Source organism: Neobacillus drentensis, from assembly GCF_036965645.1.
Taxonomy (GTDB): Bacteria; Bacillota; Bacilli; order Bacillales; family Cytobacillaceae; genus Neobacillus; species Neobacillus drentensis_D.
Genome location: NZ_JBALPZ010000019.1, coordinates 11,287 through 21,383, shown reverse-complemented (window position 1 = coordinate 21,383; position 10,097 = coordinate 11,287). Strand labels below are relative to the sequence as shown.

The following is a 10,097-nucleotide window of genomic DNA, read 5'->3' as shown; positions in this document are numbered from 1 at the left end:
TAAAGAGATCGTTACGAGGAAAGGAAAGAATACAGACTTACAATAAGATTGCTTTTTGTATATTTATATTTATTTCATTTTATTGTTTGTTCAGTGCGATATGGTATAAGTCCATTAGCTTTTTAATTCTTATCTTAGTTAGTTGGTTGTTATATAAGGTATATTTAAAAATGAATGAATCACATAAAAAACGGGTTGAAAAATTGGAGAATAAATACAAGGATTTTTTATAACTCTTATCTGCTATTGAAAATGGTAAGTTATTCAGAAATCACTTCTGGTCTTGAATTTAATCAGTGTGCAAGGATTTCCCATAAAAGAAAGATTGAAAATAATTTCATTTAAATTACAAGTAGCTTTGATTAACTAGAATGATCGCTAATGCGGTCTATTTTTTTGCCTGCTCTTAAATGAAAAAAAATCCAGCACAGAGACTTTTATCAAAAAATTCATCGATGTTATTAAAATTTTAATAAGCAGCCATGAAAAACAAAGGAGAAGACACCCTTGGAAAGGGTGCCCCCTGAGTATTAAAGTGATTTTTCTCTTAAATATTCTTCGCCTTTTTCAGTTAGCTCCGTAAACATGTACTTAGTGTTTCGAGATATAGTTATGTTTTTTATGTACCCTTCATTATTTAAAAATGATGCTGTACTATTCCATAACTCTTCTGTTACATCATATTCCTCATGCCTCGGTTGTTTTCCGACCTTTAATTCTCTAAGAATACTTAACCTTAATTCTTCTTTACTCAATTTTACCACTCCTTTCCCTCAATATGATTAAGATAATTCTAGAGTAAGGAAATAATTTCCTGCTTGAATGTGCCGAATAAGTAACTCCATTGTTTTACATTTCCAATTACTCAATTTTAAAAATCTGAAAAGTAGGAACTTTACTTCTTCCAATGATTCACAATCATTTACAATCTTCAACATAACAGGTTCAAGGCATCCTCCAACAACCCTCTAGTCAACATTCCTCGCCTTTCATCAATTATCTATAAAAAAGTTGCAAAAGGTACTTTTGAATACCACATACTCTTTAAAACAATAAACTTAATTTTTGTTAAATATCCATCAGAATAGGACAATCTCGCAAATACATAGATTATGAGAAGGAGGAGAACAAATGATAGTACAAAAAAAATTAGATCATGTTCGGATTTCCTTTTCAGACAAGAGGGTTACTAAAGAGGAATTTTATGATTTTTTAGCTCGGCTTATAATAAAAAATGAACAATATAAAACCACTCATGGTGTAAAGCCATGAGTGGTTTTTTTAGTTTAATGGACTTGTCCTAAATTCACTATCTACAAGTATTGAATAAACAAAAAAGTATGTACGGCAAAAGAATAATTATGCTCCTAAGATTTGGATTGATGAGACAGTGGATAAAACGCTCGGAATCGCCAATGAATTGACTCAGTTCATCATCAAAAAAGACAAAGAAAAAGCAGAAAAGGATACTTTGAATAAACCAAAACCAGTGAAGTGATTGGTGGATATTAATCAGCATCAACTTAAGGAGTAACCCAGCACAAATTGGATAGTGGCGTAGCCTCGTCCAGTGTCAAAATATATGTCGGGCTTTGCAAAAGGTGTTTGAATCAACACAAAAGCGGGTTTTTACATAAATATACAAATTTATTTTTGCATTCTATGTACGAATGCATAGACCATATGAGGACCTATACGCCTTTTTGTCTATCGGCACAAATGATTAAACCTTTTTTAAATGGAATGTTTTTGTGTCGTGGAAAAAGTAATGGAACGATTTATGCAAGGGTTGGGCAATATGGATTTACCATCTTGCAGTGATCATATTCTTTATTAAAGGTCATGAAATTATGGTGAATTGATCCATTATCCTGTTTTTCCAGATATGTTGGAAGCTAAATGAGAGATTATAGAAGGTTAAGATGTAGCAAACATATACTTGATAAGATTTTGCTTTATACGAAATGCTTTATTAAAAAAGAAGTCATTAAATCAAGACCTATTTTGGTTGGTCGCATCGCTCCCTTCGGACTTGGCTGATGCTTTGAAACACGCTCCTTATAAAATTTTTCCATATTTTTGTTAGAATCAGCAGGCATTCAGACATTGCATATAGAACTATTGTACTAAATTAAAATAATAGTTTAGGAGTGTATGTCTGTGATCAACAATTGGATGGTGCCAAGAAATAAGAGAAAGCTTTATCCTGTCATTGATATTTTATCTCTTTTTTCATTGCAGAACTTAGGAGATGTTTGGAGACATGATTTGGGAAGACAGCTCGATTTTGAAGCAGAGCTGGAGAGGATGGGCATAAAAAGGACAGGTGAGAGAAGAGACCAACGTGCTGGTGGAGCAAGGACATATGAAGCATGGCTTTATGCATTGGGGCTTATTTTTCATGATACAGCTGCAAGTACTGTTAGAAATACCCTTGCTGGAGAAGCGCTGTTAAATGGCGAAAATCCTGTACCGATTATCACAAACCAATTAATGAAACTGCAATATCCTTCTCCTTACTCCATGAGAAGCGGTGTAAACATTAACAGAAGATTTCAGATAAGACCTTTCCGTTTTCTTTTGCGTTTATTAATGGATGATAATATTCAATACCTGACCAAGCGGGAAATCGGCTATTTTGTGATGACTGAAGTGGAAAATGAATCCAATCAATGTTTCGAGCATGTTGTTCAGCGTATTTTGGATTACAGGGAAAATGGTGAATCTGTGATTCCAGAAAACTTTGGAGAGCTTTATCCGAGCAGCAGAAACACTACCCATACACGGACAAAGGAAGAGGCGATGACCTCCCTAGCGGATACGGCGAATACATTCATCAATTTTATTGAATACACCCAGTTAGTGGTAAGAAATTCGAGAACAGAACCCATTTACATACCAGCTCACAGAAGGGCAGAAGTGAGAGCCATTTTAAATGACGGCACCTCGGTCCGCCCTATCAATACCAATCATCAATATTGGGAAGAAAACTTCCAGCGGAACTACGGGCTTGCTCCAGGAGGAACAAGGGATAACCGAAACTTTAATAATCAGCAAACGATTACCGACCAATTATATCGCGAAAGACGCGTGCGAAGCGAATATCTTCATATTGCTGGTACAAGACCAATTACGAGGATTACAACTTCCTTAATTAACGAAATTGCTACTGTTACTGGATTTAGTGAAAACCAGGTGGAAGTTGCGCTGCAAGGATTCAGACCTGATACATTCAGCATCTTTGAAACCAGTTATTTAAACATGGCGATAAGCGGAACAGAATTAGCCAGAGAATTCGAAATTGCAACTCATCATATTTTTGAGCTTCTTGGCTTCAGATCCAGACATATCGGTACGAATCCTTTAAACCCTGATATCTATGTTTCCTCTTCCATGCATACCTTTGAAGGAATCATCGATACTAAAGCATACCGTTCCTATTCGCTTACCAATGATCATCGGAACCGAATGATCAATAACTATATCCCTGAATGGCGTAACCGATCTGTAAGCCTGTCATTTTTTATGTATGTGGCTGACGGATTTGGAGGAAACATTGATTCGCAGATTCAGCAGGTTGCAGAAGCTTCAGGTACAAACGGCTGTGCAATCACAGCAAGGGATTTATTGTACCTGCTTCAAAAACATTTGACCAGCCCGATTGAACATTACAAATTAAATAATATTTTCCAGTATAACATCCGAATCGGGATACCTGAAATTGAATCCTTATAGAACAAAAGACAGAACTGTCTGTGGATGGTTCTGTTTTCCTTTTATCGAATATACATCTTGGGGGTCAACTCTTGCTTCAAGCGGAACACCTATACGGTTTCTAAAATAGAGGCAGAACTTGCTAGCTGTATTGAGTGTCATAATTCGACATCATATGGTAAGATAAAAGGTACTTATACAAAAAAACGCACAAAAATTGGAGTAATAGACATGGCAACGTATCGAAAAGGTGAGCTGTTCTGCGGTCCAGGGGGGCTGTCACTAGGAGCAAAACAAGCAGTTGTAATTGATGAAAACGGTCAAGTGGTACTTGATGAAAACGGCGAAGAATATAAAGTGGTACATGCGTGGGCAAACGATTACCACGAAGACACAATTAAAACTTTTCGCCATAATATCCTCGAAAAAGATGACGACCCTGAATCTGTTAAGTTTGGTGATGTAAAAGAATTGGATATTGAATCCCTTCCTCCCATCGATTTATTCGCGTTCGGGTTCCCGTGCAACGATTTCAGTTTGGTAGGCGAAACCAAAGGGCTGGAAGGGGAATACGGCGGTCTGTACACTTACGGAATAAAGGTGCTGAAGGAACATAAGCCTCTTGCCTTTATAGCGGAGAATGTGGGCGGACTGGAAAGTGCCAATGAAGGTAAAGCATTCGTTCAAATCTTAAAAGCGATGGAAGAAGCAGGCTACAATATAACGCCTCATAAGTACCGCTTCGAGGAATACGGCGTGCCGCAAGCAAGATCCCGCATTATCATCGTCGGTATACGAAAGGACCTGGGGAAAAAGTTTCTGGTTCCAAAAGCACCATTCAAAAACAGGGAACAGTGGACATCAGCCAAAATGGCATTGGAAAACCCTCCGATTGATGCTGATGCAAAGAACCATGAATACACAGTACATCAGAAAAAAGTAAGGGAAATGCTCGACATTATCAAGCCTGGCGACAACTGCTGGGTGGATTATTTGCCAGAGAAGTATCGTCTCAATGTAAAAGGCGCGAAAATGAGCAACATATACAGACGTTTAGACCCAGACGCTCCAAGCTATACTGTTACTGGGTCAGGCGGGGGCGGAACGCATATGTATCATTACGCTGAACCGCGTGCTTTAACAAACCGTGAGCGAGCAAGACTCCAGACTTTCCCAGACTGGTATGAATTCTTAGGGGGAAAGGAAAGCGTCAGAAGGCAAATTGGCATGGCAGTTCCTCCAAAGGGGGCAAAAGTGATCGTGGAAGCCGTTATGAAAACCTTGGCAGGAGTTTCTTATCCGACAGAAGAAGCCAAATGGGATGAAGAATATATCCAGGAAATGCTGAAAACAGGCGAAAACAAAAAGAAAAAGCGTTCTGGAAAAGCCAAGAAGAAAGAAGAAATACCAGAAGGGCAGACAGCAATGGAGCTGGAGGAATCCAAGTCGTAAAGGAGCATAACCATGTTCTGTAAAGAATGTAAAAACGGCATTTTAGATGTAATCCGTGTTGAAAAATATCCTGAAGGTTTAAAAGATAAAATCGCATATCAGCGCCTCTGCGACGTCCAGTGTTTATCATGCGGCAAAATTTATTATTCACAGCCATTTGATTGGGGCAAGAGCATCAACGAAGTCCGTGACCTGAAAAATGGGTAAAAAAAGGAGATCAACTAAGATCTCCTTTTTTGCTTTCAGTCATAAATTTTGATGTAATGCCCCTCATCTATCCATTTTTCCGTATGTGCGACTTTAAAATCCTTTAGTGCCTTCACCACATATTCGCCCACTTCTTCTGCTCCAGAACCTGTTACAACCACTTCCATATGCTGATACAATTCCTGGATTACATTGGCTAGGTCTTGTACCGTTCCGATTGTTTCAACTTTCTTCATAAAAGCCTCACTCCTTCCTATTTATCTGCAAGGATATTTTAACATTAAACGGATAAGCAGTTGTTTTTTTCTTATTAATAAATGAAATAATGTCCCCAATCGCTTTATCAAAATTCTCTTTGAATTCATGTTCCCATACTCTTAATAATGCCCAGTCATTTTCGATGTAATATTGATTAACTTCCTTATCCCTTTCCTGATTACGGCTCAGTTTCTTTACCCAATATTCCTGATTGGTATTCGGCATGTTTCCGTGAATTGGGCAGACATGCCAGAAGCAGGAATCGATGAAGATGACGTATTTGTACTTCTTGTTTGATATATCGGGCTTTCCCTTTAAATCTTTTACGTTCCTTCTGAAGCGCACTCCCCGTTTCCACAATTCCTTAGCAACATTATTTTCCAATTTTGAAACGGACTTTATTGCCCTCATATTTCTGCTTCTGGTTTCTTTGCTTATTCTGTCAGCCATATTCCACACCTCTATTATTGACTATTTCCTTTTTCCAAGTAGGCTAAACAGACTGAAATATTTTTGTCGGATTCATGAATGTTACAAATTTAAAAGGAACTTTTTTCCTTTTTGTCGAAAGCTTTGAGTGATAAAAAAGGAGGGGTTTGTTTGTTGAACATGGAGATTGAGGACATCATCAGTAGTCAGTGCAAAAGGATTTCGGGGTCATGATCGTGACGGAGAATTACGAGAAGAAATCCAAAAACATTACGGTTCGGATTTACAGTCTGATGAAAACAGATAATGACAGCTATCTACCTTATCATGAAATGGAAGCATTCTTTCAGGTTGTATTCGTAAGCGAAAGAGTTTATAACGCGACTTCCAGAAATGAAAGCCTTAGATATGCCCATTTTGCTTCTTCCCCATATAATACGATAACTTCGTGAAAACTGAGTATAGATAGAAAGTAGCCCCGTTCGACGGCGGAGAACGGCTGACAATACAAAACCAGACAGATCATGTTTGAATATCCTTTTCAGACAAATCCATTTCTAAAGAGGAGTTTCATGATTTCCAAGCTGGTTATTAATTATAAATGAGGAATACAAGAAAAGCACTCAGGGTAAATTGCCCTGAGTGCATTTTTGGCAGTTTAAAGATTCGTCCAAAATTCACTAGTCAAAAATAGCAAACAAACTGGCAACCGACCCAGCAAGTGAAATGCCTGAGAAGCCTGAACCATCCAGGCCTGTAATAGCCCCAACGGTTGTGAGTGTCACAGCACCCACCATCTTACTAAGTGGAACTATGTTGGCAAGGGCGATCCCCAAATCGTTCACAATTCCTTGAGAGGCTTTAGGTAAATAATCTCCAATTATCGTTGTAAAACCACTATCTCCTAAATAAAAGAATGCGGCAATTGGAATCACTGGACCAAACACCTTAAATCCAAATTGAAAACCTTCAATTAAATATTGGGTTGTTTTTTCCAGGCCTTTATTCTTGTGACTAGTGACTGTAATTAGAAGAAGAATTAAGATAGAAGTTCCGCCAATTAAGGCTGTAGCATCTCCACCTGCTAAGTCAAGGATGGACATTGCGGCTACATCCGCTGCAAAGAGAATGGGTACTAATATGGCGAAGAATCGCCGCTGGGTGAGTGTTAAGAGCGTGGGTTTGTCACTCTCTTCAGCAGAAATATCTGCTAAAACTGATGAATCGGTTTGAAGGGTTCCGCGCTTCATATCTCTCCTAAGAAAGTAAAAGGCGGTAATCGTGGTCACTAGTCCCATGACAAAAACTAGTGGAATACTTGCATCAATAACATCTTGAATTGGAAGTCCAGCTGCATCGGCAGTAAGTTTAGGCGCCGCTTGAATGACAAAGTCTCCTGATAAAGCAATTCCGTGTCCAAATAAGTTCATTGCCATGGCAACACCAAGTGCTGGAAGTCCTGCTCTTATAGCAACCGGGAGCAGGACGGCGCCAAGCAGGGCAACAGCAGGAGATGGCCAAAAGAACCAGGATATCACCATCATTAAGATCCCGATCGTCCAATAAGCAAGACTTGGATTGCGGATTAATTTTCGAAATGGTGAAATCATCACATCATTTATTCCAGTGGACGTTAGTGTATGGCTCATCGCGACAATAATTGAAATAACAAGAATAGTAGATAATAGTTCGGTTATTGCATAGCTGAAACTGTTAAAAATACTGCTGACGGAATGACTTAAACTGCCGGTGGCTGTCAGGGCAATTAAAAATATCCCAACAATGCATACAATCGTTGTATCCCTTCTCATGATCATAAAGCCAATAATTAGAATGATAAAGGCCACATATATCCAATGAAGGGCTGTAAGCTCAATAAGCATTGAAATTCCTCCTTTATCCTATTAGGGCTATAGCCCTTTTTTGGATGTAATACAGAATATGTAATCTGTATCAAGTGGTGAGGTGGAGGAATAAAAAAAATGGAGGATATGCTCCATTGAAAATAAAAATTTATGATTCGTCTGCAATTGTATATTTGTTGACATAAGGTACGCTTGTAAAAATCTTTTGCTTCCCGTCGCAACTAGCTTTTAATAGATCCAGTGTGGAATTGGATTTCTGCCACTTTTGGTATAAGGTTTCATTTTCCCATAAGGTCATGATGATGTAAGGATTAGACGATAAGGGGCGGAGTAAACGCAGGGCTATTAATCCTTGGGTGGTTACGAGCGTTTCTGCCTGCTGTTTAAACTGATGTTCAAATAAGGGGCGGCCCTCATCAGTAATGGAGATGTTATTCATGACAACAAACCCTTTTTTCTGTAACTGACCATGGGATTCTAATACATTATACCTTCGTGGTTCGTTAAAGACAGTTTGGCCATTGGTTTCATGCAGCAATAATGCCCCATTTTCATTTAACATCGCCACCATATTTTCATTAGGAAATTTATTTTCGAGCTTCTTTAAAAAATCGAGAGTTCCAGCAGTAATAAAAATATTCATCTAATCGTCCCCCAAATAATAATCTTCATTATTTTATACATATTCATCGCTAGTATGCTTTCAGCCCAATTAAACAGGAACCAAAACAAAAAAAACGACTTTTTTTTGACAGAAACAATCGTAACCTATACATCAATAGAATTAATCGATATAGTGAAGACAGCTATGTATACCAATGGTTTTTAATTTTCCCTCCAATATATTAAAATGGAAAACATACAGTCTTTGAAAGGTGGATCCTCCATGACAAGAACAATTAATGAAACATTTTTAAAAGCAGCTAAAGGCGAAAAGACAGACTATGTACCTGTGTGGTATATGCGCCAAGCCGGCCGCTCGCAGCCAGAGTATAGAGAGATAAAAGAAAAATATTCTTTATTTGAAATTACCCATCAGCCAGAGCTATGTGCCTATGTTACACGCTTGCCTGTTGAACAATATAACGTCGATGCCGCCATTTTATATAAAGATATTATGACACCGCTCCCAGCTATAGGCGTGGAAGTAGAAATAAAGGGTGGAGTTGGACCGGTAATAGACAATCCAATCCGCTCCTTAGCAGATGTAGTAAAACTAGGTGAAATACACCCTGAAGAAGATGTCCCATATGTTTTGGATACCATTAAACTATTAACACAAGAACAGTTAAATGTACCATTAATCGGTTTCTCAGGTGCACCCTTTACGCTTGCCAGTTATATGATTGAAGGCGGCCCCTCCAAAAACTATAATAAGACCAAAGCCTTCATGTATGCTGAGCCAAAGGCATGGTTTGCTTTAATGGACAAACTTGGCGATATGATTATTACATATGTAAAATCGCAAATTAAAGCGGGTGCAAAAGCCATCCAAATCTTTGATTCATGGGTTGGTGCCTTGAATGTTGAAGATTATCGGTACTTCATCAAGCCAATCATGAATCGAATTTTTACATCCTTAAAAGAAGAAAATGTTCCGCTCATTATGTTCGGTGTAGGTGCTAGTCATCTTGCCTTAGAATGGAACGAACTGCCGCTAGATGTGGTTGGTCTTGATTGGCGTCTGCCTATCCGTCAAGCTAGAGAAATGGGTATCCAAAAAACGGTACAAGGCAACCTTGATCCGGCCATTCTTTTAGCTCCTTGGGAGGTTATTGAAGAGAGAGCCAGAGAAATCTTAGACCAAGGAATGGCTCAGGATGGATATATCTTTAATTTAGGTCATGGTGTATTCCCATCAGTCAATCCTGACACATTAAAAAGATTAACTTCTTTTATTCATGACTATTCGGGATCCAAATTAAGCCGCTGATTCTTAAAATTAAGTCGTAAAATTGGTAAGCAGTCCAATTTTTTGGCACAATATAATAAGCTGTTTCAAAAAGGCATTAAAAGGCCGATAGCCTATAATGCCTTTTTACAAGATAAGCGTATAAAAGGTTTTAACTTTGAGAATTGTCTAGCTCCAGCGCCTAGCCCCTCGATGGTCTACAGACGATCCGTCCAAAAGGTTAAAAAACAACCTTTCGGCCGGCTCGTCTTATGCTTGTC

At 38.4% G+C, this 10,097-nt stretch carries 12 protein-coding genes; 7 read left to right on the top strand and 5 right to left on the bottom strand.

The window, feature by feature from the left end; translation table 11 throughout:
* Positions 1 to 530 precede the first annotated feature (530 nt).
* Positions 531 to 755, bottom strand: coding sequence for a YjcQ family protein (locus V7266_RS03505; protein ID WP_335465835.1), 225 nt, complete (start codon positions 753 to 755; stop codon positions 531 to 533).
* Between the two features lie 376 nt (positions 756 to 1,131).
* Between V7266_RS03505 and V7266_RS03500 the strand changes: the two genes are divergently transcribed.
* The 4 genes from V7266_RS03500 (at position 1,132) to V7266_RS03485 (ending at position 5,373) form a co-directional block, all read left to right on the top strand.
* Complete coding sequence (locus V7266_RS03500) at positions 1,132 to 1,272, top strand: hypothetical protein (RefSeq protein ID WP_335465834.1); 141 nt, start codon at positions 1,132 to 1,134, stop codon at positions 1,270 to 1,272.
* 888 nt (positions 1,273 to 2,160) lie between these two features.
* Complete coding sequence (locus tag V7266_RS03495) at positions 2,161 to 3,735, top strand: AlwI family type II restriction endonuclease (protein ID WP_335465833.1); 1,575 nt, start codon at positions 2,161 to 2,163, stop codon at positions 3,733 to 3,735.
* A gap of 210 nt (positions 3,736 to 3,945) precedes the next feature.
* Positions 3,946 to 5,166 (top strand): DNA cytosine methyltransferase, encoded by a 1,221-nt coding sequence (locus tag V7266_RS03490; protein WP_335465832.1) that lies wholly within the window; start codon positions 3,946 to 3,948, stop codon positions 5,164 to 5,166.
* 12 nt (positions 5,167 to 5,178) lie between these two features.
* On the top strand, positions 5,179 to 5,373 hold the full coding sequence (locus V7266_RS03485; protein ID WP_335465831.1) for a hypothetical protein: 195 nt from the start codon (positions 5,179 to 5,181) through the stop codon (positions 5,371 to 5,373).
* 35 nt (positions 5,374 to 5,408) lie between these two features.
* On the opposite strand, the gene V7266_RS03480 is transcribed toward V7266_RS03485, so the two are convergent.
* Together V7266_RS03480 and V7266_RS03475 are read right to left on the bottom strand one after the other, a co-directional pair.
* Positions 5,409 to 5,609 (bottom strand): hypothetical protein, encoded by a 201-nt coding sequence (locus V7266_RS03480; RefSeq protein WP_335465830.1) that lies wholly within the window; start codon positions 5,607 to 5,609, stop codon positions 5,409 to 5,411.
* A gap of 7 nt (positions 5,610 to 5,616) precedes the next feature.
* Positions 5,617 to 6,081 carry a very short patch repair endonuclease gene (locus V7266_RS03475; RefSeq protein ID WP_335465829.1) on the bottom strand — a complete coding sequence of 155 codons (465 nt, stop codon included), beginning with the start codon at positions 6,079 to 6,081 and terminating at the stop codon, positions 5,617 to 5,619.
* Positions 6,082 to 6,290: 209 nt separating this feature from the next.
* Between V7266_RS03475 and V7266_RS03470 the strand changes: the two genes are divergently transcribed.
* Complete coding sequence (locus tag V7266_RS03470) at positions 6,291 to 6,512, top strand: hypothetical protein (RefSeq protein ID WP_335465828.1); 222 nt, start codon at positions 6,291 to 6,293, stop codon at positions 6,510 to 6,512.
* A gap of 228 nt (positions 6,513 to 6,740) precedes the next feature.
* Here V7266_RS03470 and V7266_RS03465 read toward each other — a convergent pair whose 3' ends face one another.
* Together V7266_RS03465 and V7266_RS03460 are read right to left on the bottom strand one after the other, a co-directional pair.
* Complete coding sequence (locus V7266_RS03465; protein WP_335465827.1) at positions 6,741 to 7,943, bottom strand: hypothetical protein; 1,203 nt, start codon at positions 7,941 to 7,943, stop codon at positions 6,741 to 6,743.
* A gap of 130 nt (positions 7,944 to 8,073) precedes the next feature.
* Positions 8,074 to 8,568: an antibiotic biosynthesis monooxygenase family protein gene (locus V7266_RS03460; protein ID WP_335465826.1), complete on the bottom strand. Its 495-nt coding sequence runs from the start codon at positions 8,566 to 8,568 to the stop codon at positions 8,074 to 8,076.
* Between the two features lie 243 nt (positions 8,569 to 8,811).
* On the opposite strand from V7266_RS03460, the gene hemE reads away from it, so the two are divergent.
* Both hemE and V7266_RS03450 read left to right on the top strand, forming a co-directional pair.
* A complete protein-coding gene (gene hemE, locus V7266_RS03455) occupies positions 8,812 to 9,858 on the top strand; it encodes a uroporphyrinogen decarboxylase (RefSeq protein WP_335465825.1) in 1,047 nt (348 codons plus the stop codon).
* Between the two features lie 42 nt (positions 9,859 to 9,900).
* Positions 9,901 to 10,097, top strand: a 197-nt coding sequence (locus tag V7266_RS03450) for a hypothetical protein (protein ID WP_335465824.1), incomplete at its 3' end; no start/stop codon positions are given.

Bases quoted from the DNA above. Each gene is read 5' to 3' on its own strand.
- V7266_RS03500 (WP_335465834.1), top strand. From the start codon at position 1,132: ATGATAGTACAAAAAAAATTAGATCATGTTCGGATTTCCTTTTCAGAC.
- V7266_RS03490 (WP_335465832.1), top strand. From the start codon at position 3,946: ATGGCAACGTATCGAAAAGGTGAGCTGTTCTGCGGTCCAGGGGGGCTG.
- V7266_RS03485 (WP_335465831.1), top strand. From the start codon at position 5,179: ATGTTCTGTAAAGAATGTAAAAACGGCATTTTAGATGTAATCCGTGTT.
- V7266_RS03480 (WP_335465830.1), bottom strand. From the start codon at position 5,609: ATGAAGAAAGTTGAAACAATCGGAACGGTACAAGACCTAGCCAATGTA.
- V7266_RS03475 (WP_335465829.1), bottom strand. From the start codon at position 6,081: ATGGCTGACAGAATAAGCAAAGAAACCAGAAGCAGAAATATGAGGGCA.
- V7266_RS03470 (WP_335465828.1), top strand. From the start codon at position 6,291: ATGATCGTGACGGAGAATTACGAGAAGAAATCCAAAAACATTACGGTT.
- V7266_RS03465 (WP_335465827.1), bottom strand. From the start codon at position 7,943: ATGCTTATTGAGCTTACAGCCCTTCATTGGATATATGTGGCCTTTATC.
- V7266_RS03460 (WP_335465826.1), bottom strand. From the start codon at position 8,568: ATGAATATTTTTATTACTGCTGGAACTCTCGATTTTTTAAAGAAGCTC.
- hemE (WP_335465825.1), top strand. From the start codon at position 8,812: ATGACAAGAACAATTAATGAAACATTTTTAAAAGCAGCTAAAGGCGAA.